Genomic DNA, 24,279 nt, shown 5'->3' on the forward strand with positions numbered 1-24,279 from the left:
GAGTGGCCGAAAGCACCTGACTTGAAATCAGGCGAGGGGCGACCCTCCTAGGGTTCAAATCCCTATCTCTCCGCCACTATTGAAGCCCTAGTCGAAAGACTAGGGCTTTTTTACGTTTTCAAATTAGCATTCATTGCTGTGTTTTGGTGCGAGCCACTTCATTAGTTTTTCTTCTTCGCTCTGATAAATATTGTAATAAGATCATTAATTGTTTGTTTTTATTGTGTTTTACTTGTTTATCTTCCATGAGATATTTTGATGAGTTTCTTATGGATATTTAGAATTACTTGGTGAGTTTTTTGCTAGATCTCCTTAATGATGAAATTTAAAGGATGGAAAATGCAATTACCAATCATAGATATCTCTCCGCTTAACTCTGATCACAAAGAAGATTGGGCACCTGTTATTGCACAAATTGATAAGGCTTGTAGAGAGCTTGGCTTTTTCTATGTAATCGGACATGGAATACCAAATACTCAATTTGAGCATATGAAAGCTACCGCGAGCGATTTCTTTTCATTACCTATTGCAGAAAAAAAGAAAATTTCGATTGAAAATAGCGAAAACCACCGAGGGTGGGGAGCGTTGAATGCAGAGCAACTTGACTCCAGTGGTCCACAGGATTGCAAAGAAACCTTTGATATGGCGTTGGATTTACCTCTATCACATCCTCAAGTTCAACGGTGTAAAGCATTGTACGGCCCTAATCAATATCCAGAGTCACCATCTTTTATCCAAACGGTTAATCATCACTATCAAATGAGTTTGGATGTTGGTCTCAAGTTATTAAAAGTAATGGCGCTAGCTTTAGGGGAGCGTGAAGACTTTTTTGTTGATCATTTCCAATATCCCATTTCAGTTTTAAGGTTAATTCAATATCCCGTGCAAACCGACCATACCAATGGTGCGGGAGCACATACCGACTACGGCTGCATTACTTTACTTTATCAAGATAATAGCGGTGGGCTGCAAGTTCAGAGCGTAAGCGGGGATTGGATTGATGCTATACCAGTTGAAGGGAGCTTGGTTGTTAATATTGGCGACTTAATGCAACGTTGGACTAACGGGCTTTACCAATCGACACCTCATCGAGTTACGAGCCCTACTTCGGGACGTGAGCGCTTTTCAATGCCTTTTTTTGTTGAACCAGACTTTGATACACCAGTTAAAGTATTAAGCGCATGCGTTGAGGAAAAAGGGGAAAAGTTATTTGAAGATACAACCGCTGGTGAGTGGATTCTTTCTCGATTCTCCGATACTTATTCTTATCGAGAAGAGTAGTCGTAAAAAAGGGTAACTTATAACAAGTTACCCTTCGTACATTATATTTAGGATGATATTTTATAGATTACTAGAGACTTTCTCAGCAACGTCTTTAGGAACCCACTGCTTCCAGGTTTGTGGGTAATTTTGTAGGAAGTAATACATTGTATCTTCCCCATTTGCTTGCTCATCTTCCATCCAAGCTAACAGTTCATTTAGAGCTTCATTTCTGAAGCCACGCTTTGAGAGATATTCCGTTATAGCTGGATTCTCTTTTGCGAATGTGTCAGTTGTAATTGCATACGCTGGTGATGGTGGATACATCGTTGGTGTTAGCTCTGTACAGTCTTCTTTTGTCATGCAGTTCAAATAAGCATCCTCATCTACACCATGACCAAAATCGACATTGACTAAGTTGTATTTCCCAAGGATAGGCGTTGGTGCCCAGTAGTAACCAAACCACCCTTCTCCACGCTCTAGAGACTTAGCTAGAGCGCCAGATAGCCCAGCACTTGAACCTGGATCGATTAATTCAAACCCAGCCTCTTCTAAACCAAGAACATCGAATAAATTTTGGTTGGTTGTTTGACATTGCCAGCCAGCTGGACAGCTATAAAAAGCGCCCACATCGTCTTTTTCTGGGTGCGGGAAAAGCTCTGGGTGTTGTTTAATCCCTTCGATGGTTTTGAGTTCTGGGTACTTTTCTACTAGAGTTCCGGGTACCCAAAAGCCTTCTTGGCCTCCATCAAGCAGAGTATTACCAACTAACTTAATTTTACCTTCCGCAACACCAGCATCGACGGTATCTTTAATTGAGTTTGTCCAAACTTCTGGAGCAATATCCGGTTCGCCTTTTTCTACCATTGACGTTGCGGTTGGTACGTTGTCGCCAAGCACCAGTTCTGCGTCACAGCCATAACCTTTTTCAAGAATGAATCTGTCAATATTGGCGATCAAACTGGCTGAGTTCCAGTTCATATCGGCAATCGTGACTTTTCCACACTCGTTAGCTTGTGCGTTAATGCTTGTTAGTAAAGCGGTGCTTATTATAAGCGTCCATTTCATAACTTGTCCTTTTGTTATAAGTGAAATGTGAGTTCTTGTTGAATTAATGCCGTCATATAGGGCTATATTTTTTCTAACAAGGGTGTATAAAAAACACACCATTCTAACGCATATCAGCTCTAAATGATAATTAGTTATTAACAAGGTGGGTTTTTATAACTTTATCAATTAAGCACATTGATTGATTTTAACGATCACTAACAAGTATAAGATTGCTCAAAGTACTATGTTTACCCACATGACCAATGGTTTTTTATCGTATCGCTTAAGTGATGATGTTGTGCTTTGCAGTAATCACTTTCCAAAGCGCACTAAGCAGTGGTTCGTCTAGGAGTTTAGACCGTTTGCAACAGACACCCAATTGGAAAGGTTTAATCACATCACTTTCACTTAGACGTTGAATTTTATCTCGAACCGGGCTGTTGTTGATGACCACATCGGGCGCAATACCGACACCATAACCTAGCGCAACCATACTAACGATAGCTTCATGCCCCGCGATTTGAGCGTAAATATTGGGCTTTATTTTCATTTGCTTAAACCAAGCATTTGCTCTGTCTCTAGCGGTTCCTGCTTCGGGAACCACAAAAGGGATATCACTCCACTGGGGCTGATCTTGGTTTAATGCATCAGCAAAAGCACTCATCCCAACCGGTGCAATGACTGACAATGGGATTTCACTAATGGATTCAAACGCAATTCTTGAAGGGAGGTTGTCTGGAAGCGCTGAAATAGAGAGGTCAGCTTCATCACTTAGAACTTTATCAATCGCTTGCGCAGGATCACCGGTAAGTAGTTTAAATTCAATGAATGGGTGATGAGCACGAAATTCCGATAAGAGCTCTGGAAGGTGACTGTAACTTGCAGTCACTGAGCAAAACAGACGAATTTCTCCTTGAAGATTACTGCTTTGTTCTTGCAAGGCGACTTGATATTGGTGCCATTCGTGGATAATACGTTGAGCGACTGGGATTAATTGTTTTCCTGATGGAGTTAATTCAACGCGTCGGTTGTCGCGACTAAAGAGAGGGTGCGCAATTTCTTCTTCAAGTTTCTGAATTTGCCGAGTCAAGGCTGAAGGGCTCATATGCATCGCACTAGCCGTTTTACTAAAGTTCTTGCTCTCACATAAATGTATGAAAATTTGCAGTGATTTTATATTCATCGTGACCCAGATCTCATGTTGCAAAAAACGCAATACTTGATTGTGAATATATCACTTTCCGCAATGGAATGTCTGCTTTAGTATGTGCCCACTCGATGTAATACCATCGAAATGTGAAAGCTAAATTCAAAGGAGTGCCTCATGGCTAACTATTTCAATACCCTAAATCTGCGTGAGCAGTTAGATCAACTTGGTCGTTGTCGTTTTATGGACCGTGCTGAATTCGCAACCGAAGCAGACTACCTAAAAGGCAAAAAGGTTGTCATCGTTGGTTGTGGTGCTCAAGGTCTTAACCAAGGTCTTAACATGCGCGATTCTGGCTTAGACGTATCATACGCTTTACGCCAAGCTGCTATCGACGAGCAACGTCAATCGTTCAAAAACGCGAAAGATAACGGTTTTGTTGTAGATAGCTATGAAAACCTTATCCCACAAGCGGATCTAGTGGTAAACCTTACTCCTGACAAACAGCACACCAATGTTGTTGAAACGGTAATGCCTCTAATGAAAGATGGCGCAGCACTTGGTTACTCTCATGGTTTCAACATTGTTGAAGAAGGCATGCAAATCCGTAAAGACATCACTGTTGTTATGGTTGCGCCTAAGTGTCCTGGTACTGAAGTACGTGAAGAATACAAGCGTGGTTTTGGTGTTCCAACACTGATCGCTGTTCACCCAGAAAATGACCCTAAAGCAGAAGGTTGGGATATCGCTAAAGCTTGGGCTGCAGCAACTGGTGGTCACCGTGCTGGCTGTCTAGAGTCTTCTTTCGTTGCTGAAGTTAAATCTGACCTAATGGGTGAGCAAACTATCCTATGCGGTATGTTGCAAGCTGGTTCAATCGTATGTTACGAGAAAATGATTGCTGACGGAATCGATGCTGGTTACGCAGGTAAGCTTCTTCAATTCGGTTGGGAAACGATTACTGAAGCATTGAAGTTTGGCGGCATTACTCACATGATGGATCGTCTAACTAACCCAGCAAAAGTAAAAGCATTTGAGCTTTCTGAAGAGCTGAAAGACCTTATGCGTCCACTTTATAACAAGCACATGGATGACATCATTGTTGGTGAATTCTCTAGCACTATGATGGCTGACTGGGCTAACGATGATGTGAACCTTCTAGGCTGGCGCAAAGAAACCGGTGAAACTGCATTTGAAAACTACCCTGAATCAGACGTGAAAATCGCTGAGCAAGAGTACTTCGATAACGGTATTCTAATGGTTGCTATGGTTCGCGCTGGGGTTGAACTTGCATTCGAAGCGATGACAACTTCAGGTATTATCGATGAGTCTGCATACTACGAATCTCTACATGAGCTTCCACTAATCGCAAATACTGTTGCACGTAAGCGTTTATACGAAATGAACGTAGTTATCTCTGACACTGCAGAGTACGGTAACTACTTATTTGCAAATGTTGCAACACCGTTATTGCGTGAGAAATTCATGCCAAACGTAAATACTGATGTGATTGGTAAAGGTTTGAACGAAGAGTCTAACCAAGTTGACAACGCTCAGCTAATCCAAATCAACGAAGTTATCCGTAACCACCCTGTTGAATACATTGGTGAAGAGCTACGTGGCTACATGCAAGACATGAAACGTATCGCTGTTGGTGACTAATCAACTTCGACGTTAAATAGAAAAGGCTTGGATATTCCAAGCCTTTTTTGTGTCTGTCGTTTACGCTAGATTTTATTCATACGTATCGTATTGCAGCATTGAGAAAATTACTTCTCTGCTAATTTTTCTTCTAACTCAGAAAGCTTTTGCTCCATAAGCGTTAGCTTCTCACGAGTACGCAGTAGTACTTGAGTTTGCACATCGAATTCTTCACGACTGACGACATCAAGCTTGTTTAGCTGCCCTTGAATAACTTGACGGACTTTCTGTTCAACATCTGTCCCTAGGTCCTTGACTGGCTGTGGCATTGACTCATGAATTTGTTTTGCTACTTGCTCTATTTTTTTTGGATCAAACATACACTGATAAACTCCTATTCAATTGCTAACATTCTATGCAATTCGTCGATAAAAGTCGTTACTAAACGAATAAAAAAGGCCACCTAAGTGACCTTTACCTTATTCTTTACTAGGACTCTGCATTGAATTTAATGACTTCGATCCATTTCTTCAAATACAGGAATTGCCTTGTGTTTTTCTGCGAGATAACTATAAATCACTGGCAGGATAAACAAAGTGAAGATTGTACCAATAGCTAATCCCGATACGATGACCACCCCGATACTAAAACGTTGTCCAGCACCTGCTCCACTAGCAAATATCAAAGGAATTAACCCCGCAATCATTGCTGCGGTTGTCATCAGAATCGGGCGCAGACGCACGCGCGTGGCTTCCATCACGGCATCAATACGGTTCATTGCTTGGTGTAATTGTGCCTCTTTTGCCACTTCACAGATTAAAATACCATGCTTGGTTATTAATCCGATTAACGTGATAAGCCCAACCTGCGAATAGATATTCATGGTGGCACCGATTATTGGTAGTTGTGTTACTTGTCCGAAGAGTTTGAGCCAAGCCAATGTGATTAACGCCCCTGAAATTGCGAGAGGTACAGATACCATAATGACCAAAGGATCTCTCATTGATTCAAATTGAATCGCCAATACTAAGAAAATAATCGCGAGGGCTAAGCCGAATGTTGTAAATAATGAACTGCCTTCAGTCACATATTGGCGCGAGGAACCTAAGTAATCATAACTATAACCAATAGGTAATTTATCAATAGCCAGTGCGTCAAGATAATTGATCGCATCACTCAGTGCGACTGTAGGCGACTGAACTGCGCCAATAGTCGCTGAATTTAATTGGTTGAAGTGAGACAGTGCACGAGGCTGCGCTTCTACATTTACTTTAATTAGGCTGCCTAGTGGAATCGATTGGCCATTTACAGAACGAACATAGTATTGATTCATTGACTCCGGATTGAGGCGATATTTACGTTCTACTTGCGGAATAACTTCATAGGATCGTCCACCGAGATCGACACGGTTGACACTACCATCCGCCATCATTGTGCCCAACGTGATACCAATATCCTTCATGGTTACGCCATACGCAGCGGTTTTTTCTTTATCAATTTCAATTCTCATAGTCGCAGAGTCAAAATTGAGGTCTAGGGTCGAATAGACGAACAGTGGGCTATTTTGGATTTGAGTGAGAATATCACTTGTTAACGTAAATAAATTCTCGAAGCTGTCTGCTGTGGTAAACACCATCTGAATGGGTAAGCCAGAACCTGCCCCGGGAAGCTCTGGCATTTCGAACGCAGAAATACTCATTCCTGGAATATCGTTGAGAATCCCTTGAACATTCTTTGTCACCTCGGCCTGACTTGCTTCTCGTTGGCTCCATGGCACCATGACAGAAATACCCAAAGCTTGGTTTGATTTCGGTATGCCTGTAAACATTAAACCTAAATCGATTTCTGATTGGTCGGTTAACTTGGTGTTAACCTCAGACATGGTGTTTTGTAAATAATCTAAGTTTGCGTTTGAAGGCCCATTACCAATCATCATGAAGAAGCCTTTATCTTCCGCAGGAGCGAGTTCCGAAGGGATCATTTTGAAGAGGATTGGTAGAGTTGCAAATGCGATAAAAGCAAACCCTAACACCACTGGACGGCGGAGCATGATAGCTTTTAGCATACGCATATAGCGAACGGTTAAGCGATCAAGGAATCGATGAACGGCTTGTTCAAATCGAGAAGGTTGGTCTTGTTCCTTGAGCATCTTTGAGCACATCATTGGCGATAAGGTCAGTGCGATGATACCCGAAACAAATACCGCGCCAGCTAGAGTCAATGCAAACTCTTTGAATAGCGCCCCAGTAACTCCTGCTGTCATTGCAATAGGTGCATAGACCGCTGCAAGAGTTATCGTCATGGCAATGACGGGGAGAGCAATTTCACGAGTTCCGATTATCGCAGCTCGAAATGGTGTTTCTCCTAACTTCACGTGGCGGTCAACATTTTCTAATACCACAATTGCATCATCAACAACGAGGCCGATGGCTAAAACCATGGCAAGTAACGTCATTAGGTTCCACGAGAATCCAAACAGTTGCATAACCATCACAACTCCAATAAGAGAGAGTGGAATGGTGATAACTGGAATTAATACCGCTCTAAACGAACCTAAAAACAGGGTGATAACTATGAGTACGATTAATCCCGCTTCTGCGATGGTTTTGATGACTTCATTGATCGATTCGTTAATCGCAATGGTTGAATCATACAACAGCTCCATCTGTATCGTACTCGGAATGTTTTTTTCAATGCGAGGTAATAGCTGACGAATGTCTTTGGCTAATGTAATGGCATTGGCACTCGGTGTTGCGTTAATCGCTGCGACAATCGCTTCTTTGCCATTAGCTGTGGCTCGGAAAAAGTCATGACTTTTCGAGAGGGTGATTTTAGCAATGTCTTTTAAGTGGATGAGCTTTCCGTCGCTTGCTTTTATGACCAGCTTCTCAAGCTCTTCAGTAGAGGAGACTTGGGTTTTAACATCGCCATTGTATAGAACAAACTCCCCCGTGGCTTGCCCTGATGCTGATTGATAGTTATTGGCTTCAAGTACGCTCATGACATCGGTGGCGGTTAAGTTGAGTAACCCCATTTTCTGAGGGTCGAGCCAAACGCGAAGAGCGTATTGAGTACCACCATAAAGATCGACTTTGGATACTCCAGAAACGGTAAAGAGTTGAGGATTAACAACACGATTTAAGTAGTCGGTAATTTGGCTAGAATTAAGGGAGTCACTGGTAAAGCCTAAATACATAACCGCGGTTGATGAGCCTGTCGACAAGCTTACTGTGGGATCATCCGACTCTTTTGGCAATAATGAGCGTACAGAGTTGGATTTCGCCAAAATGTCAGCCAGCGCTGCATTAGGGTCAGTATTGAGCTTCATTTTTACCGTAATGGTTGAACGTCCGAGTGAAGACTCCGAGGTCATGTAGTCAATATTGTCTGCTTGAGCGATGGCTTGCTCCAAGGGTTGGGTAATAAAGCCCTGAACTAAATCGGCGCTGGCGCCATAGTAACTTGTCGTAACGGTTACTTCAGTGTTGACCATATCTGGGTATTCGCGTACCTGAAGCTTAAAGATAGCTTGAGCGCCCAGCAATAGAATCAATAAGCTAATCGAAACAGCGAGAACCGGGCGGCGAATAAAAATATCAGTAAAGCGCATATGGCCTCCAGTTACAGCATTGGGATTTCAGCACGCGGAGTCACCGCATCGCTTTCAACCACATGCACTTTTGCCCCATTACTCAAGCGAACTTGGCCTGATGTAACGATAGTTTCATCACCCTTTAAACCCGAGATAATGTGTGCGATGCTTCCACGGCGCTCGCCGACTTCAACAACGCGTTGCTCTACACGTTGAACTGTGGGCTGCTCTCCATCTTCAGCAGGCTCAGCGTTAATGTCTGGTTGATTTACGACAACATAAACACTGTCACCATACAGCGTGTAAGTAATGGCGGTTTGTGGGATAACAATTTGGTTTTCTAGTGCTGGTAAACGAATACTGGCACGGGCAAACATGCCACTGCGCAGTTTGCCATCACTGTTCGGAATGTCGGTTTCCACCTGAATTAAACCACTTAGCGGGTTGACTGCTGGTTCAATCGCGGTGATAGAGCCGGTAAAGATTAGATCTGGATAAGAGTCGACAGAAATATCCACGACTTGATCGGGAACAATACGAGATATTTCCGTTTGAGGAATTGAGAAGTGAAAACGCATCCGAGAGATATCTTCAAGCTGTACAATTTCTGTTGCTGCTTGAAGGTACTGACCTAAATAGATATTTCTTAGACCAACAATACCACTAAAGGGAGCTTGAATCGTTCGTTTTGAGATCGAGGCTTTTAAGCTTTCTAAATCTGCAACCAGAGAGAAATAGGCGGCTTGAGCATCATCGTATGCCTCTTGAGATAACGAACCTTTTTGGTATAGACCTTTATAGCGCTCAAATTTTGCTTTGGTTGCAGGAAGGCGAGCCTGAACACTTTTTAAATTGGCCTTTTCAACGTCTGAGTCAAGTATCACTAACGTCTTACCCGCTTTAACCGTTTGGCCGGATTCAAACTGAATTGAATCGATAATACCAGCTGTTTGGTTGGTTAGTGTGACGCCTTGAGCTGGCTCAATAAAACCTACCGCTTCAATGGTTGGGGTCCAAGCTTTAACGTCGATTTCCTCAATAGTTATAGGATTCGAAGCCTCTGGGGAATTGGCAATGGCTTCATTAATTACATTTTTTATAAATAAATTGAAACCAATTACGCCTCCGAAAAGTACCAGCGCAATAAGCAACATAAAAAAGGTCCACTTTTTCATTTTCAATTGAACTCCAAAAAGTTGTGTCGTAGGGCCTTACTGTGTCGATGACCTTACATTCAGCATGTTAGTACTTTGATGCAACATTATGCGGTTAAGTGTACTTTATTTGCAATACATCTGTGCAATAAAATTTAATCAAACTCTCTGGGCGGATTGATCATGGTAATAAATAGTCGTGGCGATTATCATTAGCGCTATTGATAAGTAAGGTATGCAAAGAAATATTATGAAGCTTAATCCTAGTCAAAATGAAGCCGTTAAATATGTTTCTGGTCCATGTTTGGTTCTTGCGGGGGCAGGATCAGGTAAGACTAGGGTTATCACTAATAAAATTGCTTACTTAGTTCAAGAATGCGGTTACAAGCCACGCAATATCGTTGCTGTGACGTTTACCAATAAAGCTGCTCGGGAAATGAAAGAGCGTGCGGCTCAGACTCTCGGCAAAAAAGAATCCAGAGGTTTGATGGTCTCGACCTTTCATACCATGGGCTTGAATATTATCCGTCGTGAATACAAACAGCTTGGTTTAAAAGTGGGTTTTTCGTTGTTTGACGATCAAGATCAGATGGCGCTTTTAAAAGAACTAACGGAAAAGCAGCTTGATGGCGATAAAGACTTATTGCGTCTGTTACTTAGTACGATTTCTAATTTGAAGAACGATATGGTCTCGCCACAAAAAGCCAAGGATATGGCCAAAAGTGAGCAAGAACAGCTATTCGCCTTTTGTTATGAGATGTACCAAAACCAAATGAAAGCGTACAACGCCCTCGACTTTGACGATTTGATTCAGATGCCGGTTCGTCTGTTAAAGGAAAACCAAGAAGTGCGAGAACGCTGGCAAAATAAAATTCGTTACCTGTTGGTGGATGAATACCAAGACACAAATACCAGCCAATACGAACTGATTCGGTTATTAGTCGGAGAGCGAGCGCGTTTAACAGTGGTAGGCGATGATGATCAGTCAATCTATTCATGGCGTGGTGCCAAACCTCAGAACTTAGTCCTGCTAGGAGAAGACTTTCCTAACCTCAAGTTAATTAAGCTTGAGCAAAATTATCGTTCAACTAGTCGAATTTTGCGCGCAGCTAACATCTTGATTGCGAACAATCCTCATGTATATGACAAGGTGCTTTTTTCGGAACTCCCTGATGGCGAAAAGCTCAAAGTCATCAACGCGAATAATGAAGAGCATGAAGCCGAGCGGATCTCTGGTGAAATTATCGCTCATAAGTTCCTTAATCGAACCAACTACAGTGATTATGCGATTCTTTATCGTGGTAACCATCAATCTCGTTTAATTGAAAAGTACTTGATGCTCAACAGAGTGCCATATCGATTATCAGGCGGTACGTCATTTTTTGCTCGTGCTGAGATCAAAGACATCATGGCTTATCTCAGAGTTCTGGTGAACCCAGATGACGACAATGCATTTTTACGGATAGTGAATACTCCCCGCCGAGAAATTGGTCCAGTGACATTAGAGAAGTTAGGCAACTACGCCAATATGCGAGGAAAGAGTTTGTTTGATGCCAGTTTTGAGATGGGATTGGAACAGACTCTAACAGGGCGAGGGCTTGAAAACCTGCGTCGCTTTACTCAATGGCTGGTGGCTTTGGGTGATAATGCAGAGCGAGGAGACACAATAGAAGCCGTTCGCTCTCTGGTGCGAGATATTCACTACGAAGATTGGTTATATGAAACCTCTTCTAGCCCGAAAGCAGCAGAGATGAGAATGAAAAATGTCTCGGATCTTTATTCATGGATTGTCGCTGATCTTGAAGGGGACAATTATGATCAAGAAGAGAAAACGCTAAAAGAAGTGGTACAGCGTTTGACATTGCGCGACATGATGGAACGGGGAGAAGAGAATGATGATAGTGACGCAGTACAGTTGATGACGCTTCATGCATCAAAAGGACTGGAGTTCCCTTATGTCTATTTAGTCGGAGCTGAAGAGGGTATTTTACCGCATCAAACCAGTATTGATGAAGACAATGTCGAGGAAGAGCGACGCTTGATGTATGTCGGTATTACCAGAGCTCAGCGTGAATTGACCTTTAGTATGTGTAAAGAGCGCCGCCAATTTGGGGAGCTTATTAAACCCCAGCAAAGTCGCTTCCTTGAAGAACTGCCTTTTGATGATGTTGAATGGGAAATAAAGAAGAAAGTGCTCACTCAAGAAGAACGAATGGAAAAGGGACAAACCCACATTGCGAACTTAAGAGCGATGTTCAAAAAATAAGGCGTAAAAAAACCAAGTTGACGTTTAAAGCCAGACTTGGTTTTTATAAGAACTGTTGAGTTAGAGCTCGTTAGTATTAGAGCCCTTCGAGCATATGGTCGATAGCATCTGAAATTTCGTCATTGCTACAGTCCATACACGTCCCTTTAGCAGGCATTACGTTGAAGCCATTGATTGCATGATCCATTAGTACATCTCTTCCTTGAGCAATACGAGGAGCCCAAGCTGCGGCATCGCCTTTAATTGGAGCGCCGCTCGCACCAGTACTATGACAAGCAGTACAAAATGTGTTGTATACTGTTGGACCATCACGAGGACCTGTAGGTTCAGCAACGGCAGGTGTTGCTCCAGCAAGGTAGACATCCCCTACGGGCTTAATTCGCTCTGCGATTGCATCATAATCAGCTTGAGTAGCGGCAATAGTTACGCTTGAGAAGCTAAGCGCTACGATTAAAATGCTCAGAAATCTTCGAATCATACGATTTAACTCACTTTACTTTCAGTTGGGACCGGGCAATAGGTCAAAATTATTATTGTAGTTTGCATTGAGTTAAGGTTATAAAAACTGTTAAATCAATGTGAATATAAAGTGATTATATCCTGACTTTCTTCTCCTAGAAACAGTAACATCACATCTTCTTGGCATTAGTCACATCACTTGTATGGGAATTTTAATTATTATCTGTTGAAAAAGGCACCAAATAATAAAAAAACTTGAAAAAGTACTAGACGGCAAATAGTGATATCCGTATCATTCGTCCTCGCCGATAGGGCATGAAGCGCCCGTAGCTCAGCTGGATAGAGCGTTGGCCTCCGGAGCCAAAGGTCGAAGGTTCGAATCCTTTCGGGCGTGCCATTTCGGAGAAGTTAGAAAAAACAGTGGTGGCTATAGCTCAGTTGGTAGAGCCCCGGATTGTGATTCCGGTTGTCGCGAGTTCAAGTCTCGTTAGCCACCCCATTTCTTGCTCGCTTCACTATAGATTGTCACCTGTTAAACGATTAGGTAAATCCTCTTTCGTTAATCAGTCATCTTTCTTAGTCGGCAAAAGTTTCATACGCTGCTTGGTGGCGTACACAAAATACCTAGCAACATCTCAGTGAATAGCGCAGCTTGGTAGCGCATCACGTGTTTTGAGATAAGCGGGACCAGAGGCCGACCCTCTGCAAACGCAAAATACCTAGCAAGAATTATCGGTGAATAGCGCAGCTTGGTAGCGCATCTGGTTTGGGACCAGAGGGTCGGGGGTTCGAATCCCTCTTCACCGACCACTTATTTATTTCTTGGTACAAGATGTACGAGGAAATACAAAGATTAGTGGTGGCTATAGCTCAGTTGGTAGAGCCCCGGATTGTGATTCCGGTTGTCGCGAGTTCAAGTCTCGTTAGCCACCCCATTTATTATTGAAGATTATCGGTGAATAGCGCAGCTTGGTAGCGCATCTGGTTTGGGACCAGAGGGTCGGGGGTTCGAATCCCTCTTCACCGACCACCTTTAGAAAAGCCTCAGTAGAAATGCTGAGGCTTTTTTCTTTCCTTGCGATCGTGAATAGCGCAGTTTGGTAGCGCATCTCATGCTTTTAAATAGAAAGCGGGACCAGAGGGGCGGGGGTTCGGCTCTTTCAAGTTCAGCTCTTCACCGACCACCTTTAGAAAAGCCTCAGTAGAAATGCTGAGGCTTTTTTTCTTTCCTTGCGATCGTGAATAGCACCGCTTGGTAGATGGTTAGGTGGGCAGAAATAAAAAAGACCGCAGTATAAGCGGTCTTTTTTATTATGATTCAAATGCCTAGCGCATCGTAACAAACTCTTCAGAGCCTGTTGGGTGAATTGCAACAACGGCATCGAAGTCAGCTTTGGTCGCGCCCATCTTAATGGCAACGCTAAAGCCTTGAAGCATTTCATCGACGGTGTAGCCGATTCCATGTATACCAACGACTTTTTCATCTTCTCCGGCACAAACAAGCTTCATTTTGCATGCTTGGCGGTGAGAGGTAACCGCGGTGTACATTGCGGTAAAGCCTGAGCTATACACTTTGACGTTATCAGCGCCATATTGATCAATTGCTTGTTGCTCGGTTAAGCCCATTGTGCCAATTGGTGGGTGGCTGAATACCACGGTTGGTACTAAGTCGTAATCCATTTTTGCATCGGGCTTATTGTTGAATAGACGCTCAGACAATTGTCGACCGGCTTTAACAGCAACAGGAGTGAGTTCGATACCACCTTCCATGATATCGCCAACACAGTAGATGCCTTCAACGTTAGTGGCTTGATATTCATCGACTTTAATGTAGCCACGGCTATTGAGTTCAACGCCGGTGACACTGAGGTTAATGGCATCGGTTGCTGGCTCACGACCAATTGCCCAGATTAAGGTATCGACGTTGTAGCTCTCACCATTCTCAAGGTGCAGAGTTAGGCTACCATCAGATTCTTTCACAATTTCTTTTGGCGTCGAATGGTTGTGCAGCGCAGGGCCTTCGGCGGTCATAACTTCCGTTAAAGTGTCGATAATCATAGGATCGAAACTGCGCAGTGGTGACTCTTTACGAACGAATAAATGGGTCTCAGTGCCAAGAGCATTCAATACGCCTGCGATTTCTACCGCAATATAACCTGCACCAACGACAGCAACGCGCTTAGGTTGCTCTTCTAAATCAAAGAAGCCGTTTGAGTCGATACCGTATTCTGCACCAGGCACGTTTGGAATCGAAGGACGACCGCCAACAGCAATCAGAATGTGATCAGCCGTGTATAGTTCACCATTTACTTCTACTGTTTTTGCATCAACAAACTTTGCAAAGCCTTTGATAACATTAATTTTATTGTTGCCAAGAACGCGATCATAAGACTCGTGAATTCGACCAATATAGGCTTGGCGGCTTTCGACTAACTTTGACCAGTTAAATCCATTGACCTTAATATCAAACCCGTAATCCTCGGCATAAAGATTAACTGCGTCGGCGATTTGTGCGCCATGCCACATCACTTTCTTCGGTACACAACCAACGTTTACACAGGTGCCACCTAGGTCTTTAGCTTCGATAAGTGCGACTTTAGCACCGTGCATCGCTGCGCGGTTTGCAGATGCGATACCGCCACTGCCGCCACCGATACAGATATAATCAAAATGTGTTGCCATTACTTTCTCCGTTTTAGTCTTTGGTTGAGCTACGGTTTAATTATGTTTGTTATTCAGGAACAACCCAATCAACTTTCCAATGGCCCGTTGCTGGAGCGATTGCTGCTTTTAGTAAAGGTAGCAGAGATTGCATCTGACTTTCTAGCTTCCAAGGAGGATTAATTACAATCATACCTGAAGCCGTCATTCCTCGTTCATTGTTATCTGGACTAACACCAAGCTCGATTTGTAAAATTTTACGAATTCCCAGTGCTTGCAGACCCTCTAGCATATCATCAATATCATAGCGATTAACCACAGGATACCAAATGGCGTAAATTCCATTGGCAAAGCGCTTATGGCTCGCCGCAATTGCTCTTACGACATCACGATATTCGTTGGCGAGTTCATAAGGGGGATCAATCAGAACCAGCCCTCTGCGCTCCTTAGGTGGCAAGCTTGCTTTGAGGCGTTGAAAGCCATCTTCTTTATAAATCTTCACTTGGCGATCGCGATGAAACTCTTGTTCAAGCAACGGGTAATCACTTGGATGAAGTTCGGTTAATATCATGCGATCTTGCGGTCTAAGATGCGCTCGAGCAATGCAAGGTGACCCCGGGTAATAGCGCAACTCACCGTTGTTATTCAGCTCTTTTATGGCATTGAGGTAACTGTTTAGTTCCGTCGGTAACTCAGTTTGTTGCCATAAACGGGCGATGCCTTGCTTGTATTCACCGGTTTTTTCCGACCACTCATGGTTTAAGTCATAACGACCAACACCCGAATGCGTATCGTGATAGACAAACGGTTTCTCTTTTTCTTGTAACGAAGATAGGATCAGGCTTTGAACAATGTGCTTCACGACATCTGCGTGATTTCCTGCATGAAAATTGTGTCGGTAACTTAGCAATTTAGGCTCTTTAGCCCGATATTATGGGCGCATAGATAGAAATTATGATGGAGTGAGATTATAACCATTCTTGGCGCTTGTTGCAGCGTTGTTGATTTTCGATCTACCTTACTATTGAAAAATAGTTGATCTGCCTATATTACTTATCAAAGCGTCGGCGATTTGCTGACGACATATTGTCTTCTTCGATAAGGAACGTTCTATGTCTAATCCTCTTCTTACTTTTACGGATTTACCCCCATTTGGCAGTATAAAACCCGAGCATGTTAAGCCTGCAATTGAAGAGGGGATTGCAAATTGTCGTAAAGTGACGGAACAGACTCTCGAAGGAAATACTGCGCCAACGTGGGAAAACCTTGTTGCGCCGATTGAAGAGGTGGATGATCTATTGAGTCGAATTTGGTCTCCAGTGAGCCATATGAACTCGGTAGTGAATAGTGAAGAATTACGTGAAGCTTACGAAAGTTGTTTACCGATATTATCAGAATACGGTACCTGGGTTGGTCAGCACAAAGGGTTGTTTGAAGCGTATAAAGCCCTGAAAGCGAGCGACGAGTTCGCAACACTTACGACAGCGCAACAAAAAACCATCGTTAACGAATTACGCGATTTTGAATTATCAGGCATTGGCCTTCCGGCGGATGAACAGAAACGCTACGGTGAAATCAGCAAACGTATGTCCGAGCTAGGTTCTACGTTTTCAAATAATGTGCTTGATGCGACCATGGGTTGGAGTAAACATATTACTGATGTTGCAGAACTAGCGGGTATGCCTGAAAGCTCCATCGCAGCAGCAAAAGCAACAGCAGAAGCAAAAGAACTTGATGGATATTTGATTACATTAGAAATGCCGTCTTATATACCGGTGATGACCTACTGTGATAGCCAAGAGTTGCGTAGAGAGATGTACGAAGCATACGTAACTCGAGCATCGGAACGAGGTCCAAATGCAGGTAAATGGGATAACAGCGATATTATTTCAGAGCTACTAAAACTTCGCTATGAGTTGGCTCATATGCTTGGTTTCACAAGTTATAGTGAAAAGTCTTTAGCGACGAAGATGGCAGAAACACCTGATCAAGTCTTGGGTTTCCTTAACGACTTGGCGAAACGCGCTAAGCCTCAAGGTGAAAAAGAAGTTGCGGAATTGAGAGCGTTTGCTAAACAAGAGTTTGGTGTGAGCGAACTGCAATTGTGGGACATTGGATATTACAGTGAAAAGCAAAAGCAAAAGTTGTTTGAAATTTCAGATGAAGAGCTGCGTCCTTACTTCCCTGAATCGAAAGTGATCAGTGGGTTGTTTGAAGTCTTGAATCGCGTCTTTAATATGTCAGTGAAAGAACGTGAAGGGGTTGACACCTGGCACAGTTCAGTACGATTTTTCGATATTTTCGATTATGAAAACCAGCTTCGCGGCAGCTTCTACCTTGATCTTTATGCGCGTGAACATAAACGCGGTGGTGCGTGGATGGATGATTGTCGTGGTCGTCGTTATACTGCACAAGGTGAATTGCAAACACCAGTAGCCTATTTAACGTGTAACTTTAATAAGCCTGTTGGTGATAAACCGGCACTGTTCACTCACGACGAAGTTGTCACTATGTTCCATGAGTTTGGACACGGTATCCACCATATGCTGACTCAAGTTGGTGTCGGTGCGGTATCCGGAATTAATGGCGTACCTTGGGATGCGGTTGAACTCCCAAGCCAATTCTTAGAAAACTGGTGCTGGGAAGAAGAAGCGCTAGCATTTATCTCTGGTCACTATGAAAGTGGTGAACCGTTACCAAAAGAGATGCTTGATAAAATGCTTGCTGCGAAAAACTTCCAATCTGCGATGTTTATTTTGCGTCAGTTAGAGTTGGGCTTGTTTGACTTCACCCTACACACGACTTATGACCCAGAGATTGGTCCTAAAGTTTTGGAAACCCTCGCGGACGTGAAATCGAAAGTTGCAGTATTACCAGCGTTAGATTGGAATCGCTTCTCGCACAGTTTTGGTCATATCTTTGCTGGTGGTTATAGCGCAGGTTATTACAGCTATTTATGGGCAGAAGTATTGTCATCAGATGCATTCTCTCGTTTTGAAGAAGAAGGCATCTTTAATACTGAGACAGGGCAGAGCTTCCTTAATAACATTCTTGAAATGGGTGGCAGCGAAGAGCCAATGGAGTTATTTAAACGCTTCCGTGGACGTGAGCCAAGTATTGATGCGTTATTGCGTCATGCTGGAATTGCCGCCTAAACGAGAAAATGAACCTGTTATCGCTAAGCCTACCTACTCGGTAGGCTTTTTTAATTGGATAAATCTGTTGAAGCACGAGCATATTAAAACCGTTTAGGGTTATAATCGCTTATATGTATAAATAACCAGTAGCCTAGCATTATGATCGATCCTTCTTTCCTCCTCGACGGACTCAATGACAAACAGCGCGAAGCCGTTGCCTCTCCATTGGACAATATGCTGATTCTTGCGGGTGCAGGAAGTGGTAAAACTCGCGTATTAGTCCATCGAATTGCATGGTTGATGTCGGTTGAGCAAGCGTCTCCATTTTCCATTATGTCAGTAACCTTCACCAATAAGGCTGCTGCGGAAATGCGTGGCCGAATTGAAGAATTAATGATGGGTAGCGCTTCAGGGATGTGGAATGGTACGTTTCACGGCATTTGTCATCGCATCTTACGCGCACATTATCTTGATGCGAAGCTTCCGGAAGATTTCCAGATTCTTGATTCAGACGATCAACTGCGTTTACTACGTCGCTTAATTAAAGCGCAAAATCTCGATGAAAAACAGTGGCCTGCAAAGCAAATCTCGTGGTGGATTAACGGTAAAAAAGACGAAGGGCTACGTCCGAACCATATTGATAGTTATCACGATCCTGTTACGACGACCTATGTTCAACTGTATAAGGCGTATCAAGAGGCGTGTGATCGTGCAGGCTTAGTCGACTTTGCTGAGATTCTTCTTCGAACTCAAGAGTTATTGCGTGAAAATAAATTTATTCGTGAGCATTACCAAGCACGTTTCAAGCATATCTTGGTCGATGAATTTCAAGATACCAACAACATTCAATACGCTTGGCTACGTCTAATGGCTGGGCCTGACTGCCATGTCATGATTGTTGGTGATGACGATCAGTCTATTTACGGTTGGCGTGGAGCGAAGATTGAGAATATCGAAAAGTTCACCTTAGAGTTCCCTAGTGTAAATACGATTCGTTTGGAGCAAAACTATCGCTCAACCAAAACCATCCTCGAAGCCTCGAATACCCTGATTGCGAACAATACCGAGCGTATGGGGAAAAGTTTGTGGACTGAAGGAAAAGAAGGTGAGCCAATTTCTGTTTATTCAGCCTATAACGAGTTGGATGAAGCGCGTTTTGTGGTGAGTAAGATAAAGGCGTGGCAGGAGGATGGTGGCTCGTTAGATGATACCGCGATGCTATATCGCAATAACGCTCAGTCGCGAGTATTGGAAGAAGCTTTGATTCAAGCTGGTTTGCCGTATCGAATCTATGGCGGCATGCGTTTCTTCGAGCGTCAGGAAATTAGAGATGCACTTGGCTATTTACGTCTGATTTCGAATCGCAATGATGATGCTGCGTTTGAGCGCATCGTGAATACACCTACTCGTGGTCTGGGCGATAAAACCCTTGAAACGGTGCGCTTTGCCGCTCGAGATCGAGGTTGTACGATGTGGCAGGCGTGTACTGCGTTGCTCGCTGAAAATGTATTGGTGGGACGAGCCGCTGGTGCATTGAGTCGCTTTGTCGAGCTGATTAATGCGCTAGAAGATGATACCGCCGACATGCCACTTCATGTTCAAACCGATCATGTGATTAAAAGCTCTGGTTTGTTCGCGATGTATGAACAAGAGAAAGGTGAAAAGTCTAAGGCTCGAATTGAGAACTTGGAAGAATTAGTCACCGCCACACGACAGTTTGAAAAACCCGAAGAAGCGGAAGAGCTATCAATGCTGATTGCCTTTTTGACTCATGCAGCGCTAGAAGCAGGGGAAGGGCAAGCCGATGAGTTTGACGAAGCGGTTCAATTAATGACATTGCACAGTGCGAAAGGCTTAGAGTTTCCGGTGGTCTTTATGGTCGGCGTTGAAGAAGGCATGTTCCCAAGTCAGATGTCGGTTGAAGAGGCTGGGCGTTTAGAAGAAGAGCGCCGTTTATGTTATGTCGGTATGACTCGAGCAATGCAAAAGCTCTATATCACCTACGCCGAAATGCGTCGTTTATATGGCCAAGATAAATACCACAAGCCTTCTCGTTTTATTCGTGAGTTACCCGAAACCTGTTTGGATGAAGTTCGGATGAAAGCTCAAGTGAGTCGGCCAACAAGTAGTGGCCGTTTTAGCCAAACTGCCGTAAAGGAAAACTTCAACGAAACTGGGTTTAGCTTAGGTGCAAGAGTCAATCATCCCAAGTTTGGAGAAGGGACTATCATTAACTTTGAAGGCTCTGGCCCTCAAAGCCGAGTACAAGTCGCGTTTAATGGCGAAGGCATCAAGTGGTTAGTGACCGCTTATGCGAGATTAGAAAAGCTCTAAGCGGCTAGATGTGATTCAAGAAGATTCGCTGTTACGGCGTTCGTTGAGGACGTCTTTAACGGCGAACATGCCATTTAGTGCTGCTGGGAACCCGGCGTATACAGACATTTGCAGTATAACTTCTTTCACCTCTTCTTCTGTACAACCCACATTGAGAGCAGCGTGTATGTGAACTTTCAGTTGAGGTTGGCAGTTGCCTAATACGGTCAGTGCCGCGACGGTGGCAATCTCACGAGATTTCAAATCTAAGCCTGGTCGGTTGTAAATATCACCAAACGGATATTCAATCGTGTACTTGGCTAAGTCTGGGCAGACATCTTGTAAGCTTTCAATGACTTTATGTCCAGCTTGACCATCGATTTTCTCTAAGTTTGCAAGGCCGATTTCGTATTTTGTATTGCTCATTACTCAATTCTCATTGTTTATTGATCGTAATAATGAGATTACTTGTTAGAGCATACTCTAAGTCAAGGCGTTATCTTTCGATCGTAAAAATCAATTTTCTGTTCTAGTGCATTAAGGTGGGTTTGCTGCTTTTCGATCTGCTGTTTCAGTCTTTCATGGTGATGTTTTAATAATATTTGGCGATCAAGCATGGTGTTATCACCTTGTGCTCGTAGATCGGCGTACCGCTTTATTTGTTCAAGAGGCATCGCGGTCTCTTTTAAACGCACAATAAACTTTGCCCATTCTAGATCTCTAGCATTGTAGAAACGATGTCCATTGGAACTTCGGTTCACATCGCTTAATAGCCCGATTTTTTCATAGAACCTCAGAGTGTGAGGGGAGAGGCCAGTGTGCTTGGAAAATGCTTTGATATTCATGTTAGTGCTTCCTTTTCATGCAGCAAGGGTAGGTATCGTTGTGTTATGTGTTTATTCTCTGAATCAACCTTTTTCATTCTTTGGCGCTTGGTAATCAAGATGGGTAATTTCCCTAACTAATGCTTTTTATAAACAAAACATATCGTTATAGTAAAATGAGATGCATATCACTAATAGCAATGACGAGTAAGTAAAAAGTTAACAGTCAATTGTTACATTAATCAAATAAGCAGTATGACCTTCAATTTTTGGAAAGGATAATTAACTATGCGTTTTTCTCCCCTAGCTGCTGTTATGGCAGCCACATTCGCGATGTCTGGTTCTGTTTATGCAGCAACGGTCAACCTACGTATTATTGAAACCACGGATATTCACGCCAATGTATTGGCTTACGATTATTACAAAGGCAAAGCGTCGGAAAAAATTGGTCTTTCTCGAGCTGCTACGCTTGTGAAAGAAGCTCGAGAGGAAGCTGAAAACAGTGTTTTAGTTGATAATGGCGATTTAATTCAAGGTAGCCCTATGGGGGATTATATGGCCTCTAAAGGAATTGACCCTGAAGAAGTCCATCCGGTATACAAGGCGATGAACCAAATGGCCTATGATGTTGGCAATTTTGGTAACCATGAATTTAATTATGGATTAGAGTTTCTGACGGAATCGGTCAATGATGCGAACTTTCCATACATCAACGCCAATCTTTATGATGAAGAAACGGGAGAGAACTTTTATACCCCATATATTATCAAAACGTATTCATTCAAGGATACGGAGGGGAAACAGCATTCTATTCGTATTGGTTACATCGGCTTCACTCCACCACAAGTGTTAACTTGGGATAAGAAAAACCTTGAAGGAAAAGTTGTCGCAAAGGACATCAAAGAAACGGCAGAGAAATTTGTTCCAATAATGAAAGCAGAGGGAGCTGACGTTATTGTTGCTATTCCTCACTCTGGCATTTCGAAAGACCCTTACAAAAATGGTGCGGAAAACTCGGTAATCTATCTGTCTGAAGTTGCCGATATTGATGCGATTGCATTCGGTCATTCCCATGCTGTATTCCCAGGTAAAGGGTTTGATGGTATTCAAAACGTTGACAACGAAAATGGTCGAATTAATGGTGTAACAGCGGTTATGCCGGGGCGTTGGGGAAGCCATGTTGGGGTGATGGATTTAGTTCTCTATTTTGATAAAGAGAAGGGAGAATGGGACGTAATAGGTGGGAAAGCCGAGTCGCGTGCTATTTACGATCGCGAAAGCAAAACATCACTGGCTGCAAATGACGCTGGTATTGAGAAAGCATTAGAAAAAGACCACGTCGATACATTAGCATTTGTAAATCAACCAATTGGTAAAGCAAATGATGTGATGTATAGCTTCTTAGCTTTGGTGCAAGATGATCCTACAATTCAAATCGTAAACGCAGCGCAGAAAGCGTATGTTGAGACGTTTATTCAAGGTGACCCTGATTTAGCTAATATTCCCGTTCTTTCAGCTGCAGCGCCGTTTAAGGCTGGCGGGCGTAAAAACGATCCTTCTGGCTATACAGAAGTTGAATCTGGTCAGTTAACTTTCCGAAATGCGGCGGATCTTTACCTCTATCCAAATACCTTAGTTGCACTAAAAGTGACGGGTAAAGAAGTTAAAGAGTGGATTGAGTGCTCCGCTGGTCAATTTAATCAGATTGATACAACTAGCTCTGCAACTCAATCTTTGATTAACTGGAATGATTTCCGCACTTATAATTTTGATGTCATTGATGGCGTGAATTATCAGATAGATGTAACTCAACCCGCGAAATATGATGGTGATTGTAATGTGATCAACCCTGATGCTGAGCGTATCGTAAATCTAACTTACCAAGACAAGCCAGTTGATATGGCGCAGTACTTTATTATTGCGAGCAACAACTACCGAGCTTATGGCGCTAAATTCGCTGGCACTGGTTCAGAATTTATTGCCTTTGATTCACCAGATGAGAATCGCAGTATCCTTGCTTCTTACATTTCAGATGTAAGTAAAGAGAAAGGAGAGGTCACGCCTAGTGCTGACAATAACTGGTCTTTTGCGCCAATCGAGAGCGAAGTTCAATTGGATATTCAATTTGAAACCTCACCGAGCGAGAAAGCGGCTAAGTTTGTTGAAGAGAAAGGCCAGTATCCTATGGAGAAAGTAGGGGAAGATGACGCAGGTTTCGCGGTTTACAAAATAAGCCTATAACAAGCAAAGAAAAACCCCGAGAGCTTGCGCTCGTCGGGGTTCATGTTCTTACTTGCAGCAATCCCGCTACTCTATGTGCTTCCTGCATCCAATCCTTGATCAGTTTGCTAAATCCTTTAGCTTAATCCTTTCATCGCCTTCCTAGCGGTGTCCATGACCTTATCCTGGTCGATTAACTATCCTAGTTAACCATCATCGCTTAATCCTAAAGCGTGTCCTTTACATCATCCTGATGTTTCATCCATGCCTTCATCCTGAAGGTGTCCATTTCCGTCCTTAGTCGTTGCCATCCTAGCTACGATTAGATTCCGTTCATGTCCGTTATCAGCGTCCTGCCGATGAGTACATATTACCGAGATTCTCTAGCGCGACAATGGTCATTTTCAGTATTTAGGCAAATTTTTTTGTGTTATTTTTGTTCATATTCTTATTTTTCAATTGGTTATGTGTCATTAAGAGAGATCGATAGGGTGGATCTATCGCTTAAAACTGAATGCCTTGTAAGAGATATCTCACAAGGAAAAACGCTGATCT

15 protein-coding genes, 5 tRNA genes and 1 pseudogene are annotated in these 24,279 nt (G+C 43.1%); 11 read left to right on the forward strand and 10 right to left on the reverse strand.

The genetic code is table 11. From position 1 onward, the window contains the following. Window positions 1-339: 339 nt before the first annotated feature. On the forward strand, window positions 340-1,281 hold the full coding sequence (locus tag ACWU4D_RS18670) for an isopenicillin N synthase family dioxygenase (protein WP_456052963.1): 942 nt from the start codon (window positions 340-342) through the stop codon (window positions 1,279-1,281). A 60-nt stretch (window positions 1,282-1,341) separates the two neighbouring features. On the opposite strand, the gene ACWU4D_RS18675 is transcribed toward ACWU4D_RS18670, so the two are convergent. Next, window positions 1,342-2,328, reverse strand: a complete 987-nt coding sequence (locus tag ACWU4D_RS18675; RefSeq protein ID WP_456052964.1) for an ABC transporter substrate-binding protein — start codon at window positions 2,326-2,328, stop codon at window positions 1,342-1,344. 265 nt (window positions 2,329-2,593) lie between these two features. Continuing rightward, the gene (gene ilvY, locus ACWU4D_RS18680; RefSeq protein WP_456052965.1) at window positions 2,594-3,493 is read right to left on the reverse strand and encodes an HTH-type transcriptional activator IlvY; all 900 of its coding nucleotides are present in this window, start codon (window positions 3,491-3,493) and stop codon (window positions 2,594-2,596) included. A 141-nt stretch (window positions 3,494-3,634) separates the two neighbouring features. Here ilvY and ilvC point away from each other — a divergent pair, with 141 nt between their 5' ends. Beyond that, on the forward strand, window positions 3,635-5,119 hold the full coding sequence (ilvC, locus tag ACWU4D_RS18685; RefSeq protein ID WP_456052966.1) for a ketol-acid reductoisomerase: 1,485 nt from the start codon (window positions 3,635-3,637) through the stop codon (window positions 5,117-5,119). Window positions 5,120-5,226: 107 nt separating this feature from the next. Here the strand turns inward: ilvC and ubiK are convergent, their stop codons facing one another. From ubiK to ACWU4D_RS18700, 3 genes and pseudogenes are all read right to left on the reverse strand, one after another. Continuing rightward, entirely contained in the window at window positions 5,227-5,478 is a 252-nt protein-coding gene (gene ubiK / locus ACWU4D_RS18690; RefSeq protein ID WP_456052967.1) for a ubiquinone biosynthesis accessory factor UbiK, read from the reverse strand. A gap of 146 nt (window positions 5,479-5,624) precedes the next feature. Then, a pseudogene (locus tag ACWU4D_RS18695) lies at window positions 5,625-8,708 on the reverse strand (multidrug efflux RND transporter permease subunit); the annotation flags it as partial. A gap of 11 nt (window positions 8,709-8,719) precedes the next feature. Continuing rightward, entirely contained in the window at window positions 8,720-9,865 is a 1,146-nt protein-coding gene (locus ACWU4D_RS18700; RefSeq protein ID WP_456052968.1) for an efflux RND transporter periplasmic adaptor subunit, read from the reverse strand. Between the two features lie 229 nt (window positions 9,866-10,094). Between ACWU4D_RS18700 and rep the strand changes: the two genes are divergently transcribed. Next, window positions 10,095-12,110 (forward strand): DNA helicase Rep, encoded by a 2,016-nt coding sequence (gene rep / locus ACWU4D_RS18705; protein ID WP_456052969.1) that lies wholly within the window; start codon window positions 10,095-10,097, stop codon window positions 12,108-12,110. A 76-nt stretch (window positions 12,111-12,186) separates the two neighbouring features. Here the strand turns inward: rep and ACWU4D_RS18710 are convergent, their stop codons facing one another. Continuing rightward, window positions 12,187-12,588 carry a c-type cytochrome gene (locus tag ACWU4D_RS18710; RefSeq protein ID WP_456052970.1) on the reverse strand — a complete coding sequence of 134 codons (402 nt, stop codon included), beginning with the start codon at window positions 12,586-12,588 and terminating at the stop codon, window positions 12,187-12,189. 301 nt (window positions 12,589-12,889) lie between these two features. Between ACWU4D_RS18710 and ACWU4D_RS18715 the strand changes: the two genes are divergently transcribed. The 5 genes from ACWU4D_RS18715 (at window position 12,890) to ACWU4D_RS18735 (ending at window position 13,599) form a co-directional block, all read left to right on the forward strand. Continuing rightward, a tRNA-Arg gene (locus ACWU4D_RS18715) sits at window positions 12,890-12,966 on the forward strand. Between the two features lie 26 nt (window positions 12,967-12,992). Next, window positions 12,993-13,068 (forward strand) — tRNA-His (locus ACWU4D_RS18720). A gap of 234 nt (window positions 13,069-13,302) precedes the next feature. Beyond that, a tRNA-Pro gene (locus ACWU4D_RS18725) sits at window positions 13,303-13,379 on the forward strand. Window positions 13,380-13,428: 49 nt separating this feature from the next. Then, window positions 13,429-13,504, forward strand: a tRNA-His gene (locus tag ACWU4D_RS18730). A gap of 18 nt (window positions 13,505-13,522) precedes the next feature. Further along, window positions 13,523-13,599: transfer RNA gene (locus ACWU4D_RS18735), tRNA-Pro, on the forward strand. A gap of 296 nt (window positions 13,600-13,895) precedes the next feature. Here ACWU4D_RS18735 and gorA read toward each other — a convergent pair. Continuing rightward, on the reverse strand, window positions 13,896-15,251 hold the full coding sequence (gene gorA / locus ACWU4D_RS18740) for a glutathione-disulfide reductase (protein WP_456052971.1): 1,356 nt from the start codon (window positions 15,249-15,251) through the stop codon (window positions 13,896-13,898). A gap of 49 nt (window positions 15,252-15,300) precedes the next feature. Then, window positions 15,301-16,140, reverse strand: coding sequence for a 23S rRNA (adenine(2030)-N(6))-methyltransferase RlmJ (locus tag ACWU4D_RS18745; protein ID WP_456052972.1), 840 nt, complete (start codon window positions 16,138-16,140; stop codon window positions 15,301-15,303). 202 nt (window positions 16,141-16,342) lie between these two features. Between ACWU4D_RS18745 and prlC the strand changes: the two genes are divergently transcribed. Beyond that, window positions 16,343-18,385, forward strand: a complete 2,043-nt coding sequence (gene prlC / locus ACWU4D_RS18750) for an oligopeptidase A (RefSeq protein ID WP_456052973.1) — start codon at window positions 16,343-16,345, stop codon at window positions 18,383-18,385. A gap of 141 nt (window positions 18,386-18,526) precedes the next feature. Continuing rightward, window positions 18,527-20,701 (forward strand): DNA helicase II, encoded by a 2,175-nt coding sequence (gene uvrD / locus ACWU4D_RS18755; protein WP_456052974.1) that lies wholly within the window; start codon window positions 18,527-18,529, stop codon window positions 20,699-20,701. Window positions 20,702-20,716: 15 nt separating this feature from the next. Here uvrD and ACWU4D_RS18760 read toward each other — a convergent pair whose 3' ends face one another. Together ACWU4D_RS18760 and ACWU4D_RS18765 are read right to left on the reverse strand one after the other, a co-directional pair. Further along, window positions 20,717-21,106, reverse strand: a complete 390-nt coding sequence (locus ACWU4D_RS18760) for a carboxymuconolactone decarboxylase family protein (protein WP_456052975.1) — start codon at window positions 21,104-21,106, stop codon at window positions 20,717-20,719. 62 nt (window positions 21,107-21,168) lie between these two features. Beyond that, window positions 21,169-21,525: a MerR family transcriptional regulator gene (locus ACWU4D_RS18765; RefSeq protein ID WP_456052976.1), complete on the reverse strand. Its 357-nt coding sequence runs from the start codon at window positions 21,523-21,525 to the stop codon at window positions 21,169-21,171. 294 nt (window positions 21,526-21,819) lie between these two features. Here ACWU4D_RS18765 and ACWU4D_RS18770 point away from each other — a divergent pair, with 294 nt between their 5' ends. After that, window positions 21,820-23,745 (forward strand): bifunctional 2',3'-cyclic-nucleotide 2'-phosphodiesterase/3'-nucleotidase, encoded by a 1,926-nt coding sequence (locus ACWU4D_RS18770; RefSeq protein WP_456053003.1) that lies wholly within the window; start codon window positions 21,820-21,822, stop codon window positions 23,743-23,745. Window positions 23,746-24,279: the final 534 nt, after the last annotated feature.

The sequence above is a fragment of the Vibrio phycocola genome, assembly GCF_053850235.1.

Coding starts and splice junctions, on each gene's coding strand:
- ACWU4D_RS18670 (WP_456052963.1), top strand. CDS start 340: ATGCAATTACCAATCATAGATATCTCTCCGCTTAACTCTGATCACAAA.
- ACWU4D_RS18675 (WP_456052964.1), bottom strand. CDS start 2,328: ATGAAATGGACGCTTATAATAAGCACCGCTTTACTAACAAGCATTAAC.
- ilvY (WP_456052965.1), bottom strand. CDS start 3,493: ATGAATATAAAATCACTGCAAATTTTCATACATTTATGTGAGAGCAAG.
- ilvC (WP_456052966.1), top strand. CDS start 3,635: ATGGCTAACTATTTCAATACCCTAAATCTGCGTGAGCAGTTAGATCAA.
- ubiK (WP_456052967.1), bottom strand. CDS start 5,478: ATGTTTGATCCAAAAAAAATAGAGCAAGTAGCAAAACAAATTCATGAG.
- ACWU4D_RS18700 (WP_456052968.1), bottom strand. CDS start 9,865: ATGAAAAAGTGGACCTTTTTTATGTTGCTTATTGCGCTGGTACTTTTC.
- rep (WP_456052969.1), top strand. CDS start 10,095: ATGAAGCTTAATCCTAGTCAAAATGAAGCCGTTAAATATGTTTCTGGT.
- ACWU4D_RS18710 (WP_456052970.1), bottom strand. CDS start 12,588: ATGATTCGAAGATTTCTGAGCATTTTAATCGTAGCGCTTAGCTTCTCA.
- gorA (WP_456052971.1), bottom strand. CDS start 15,251: ATGGCAACACATTTTGATTATATCTGTATCGGTGGCGGCAGTGGCGGT.
- prlC (WP_456052973.1), top strand. CDS start 16,343: ATGTCTAATCCTCTTCTTACTTTTACGGATTTACCCCCATTTGGCAGT.
- uvrD (WP_456052974.1), top strand. CDS start 18,527: ATGATCGATCCTTCTTTCCTCCTCGACGGACTCAATGACAAACAGCGC.
- ACWU4D_RS18760 (WP_456052975.1), bottom strand. CDS start 21,106: ATGAGCAATACAAAATACGAAATCGGCCTTGCAAACTTAGAGAAAATC.
- ACWU4D_RS18765 (WP_456052976.1), bottom strand. CDS start 21,525: ATGAATATCAAAGCATTTTCCAAGCACACTGGCCTCTCCCCTCACACT.
- ACWU4D_RS18770 (WP_456053003.1), top strand. CDS start 21,820: ATGGCAGCCACATTCGCGATGTCTGGTTCTGTTTATGCAGCAACGGTC.